General features: G+C 62.3%; 1 protein-coding gene. It reads left to right on the top strand.

The features are described 5' to 3' along the window. Positions 1–82 precede the first annotated feature (82 nt). On the top strand, positions 83–528 hold a 446-nt coding region (locus ABFX54_RS56775; protein WP_346115640.1), incomplete at its 3' end, for a transposase.

The following is a 528-nucleotide window of genomic DNA, read 5'->3' as shown; positions in this document are numbered from 1 at the left end:
AGCGCTGATCGATTTGCGCACGCAGGAACAGTGTCGCCTGGAAGTGGCCTCGACTGAGGAAGTGCGCCGCAGCATCGAGAGGGTGATCGAGCACCTGGACCAGCAGATTACGGAGATCGAGCGCCAGATCAGGAAGGACGTTGACGATGACCCCACCCTGAGGGCGCAACGTGAGCTTCTGAAATCCATTCCCGGCATTGGCGATGGAACTGCCGCGCTGTTCCTAAGCCACTACGGGGGCGAGCTGCGCTTCGACAAGACGCGCCAAGCGGTGGCCTTTGCCGGCCTGGATACGGCCAAGCGAGAGTCGGGCTCAAGCGTGCGCGGCAAGCCCAGGATGTCCAAAAAGGGACACAGCGCGCTCCGCAAAGGTGTCTACATGCCGGCTGTGACCGCCATGAGCCGCACGCCTTGGGGCAAGGCATTCGCCACTCGGCTGCTCGCTGCGGGCAAGCCAAAGAAGCTCGTTCTCGGAGCTCTGATGCGCAAGCTGGTGGCGATCGCCTACGGAGTGTTGAAATCCGGACT

Source organism: Nonomuraea maheshkhaliensis (genome assembly GCF_039529435.1).
Lineage (GTDB): Bacteria > Actinomycetota > Actinomycetes > Streptosporangiales > Streptosporangiaceae > Nonomuraea > Nonomuraea maheshkhaliensis.
This window is presented reverse-complemented; position numbering and strand designations above follow the sequence as displayed.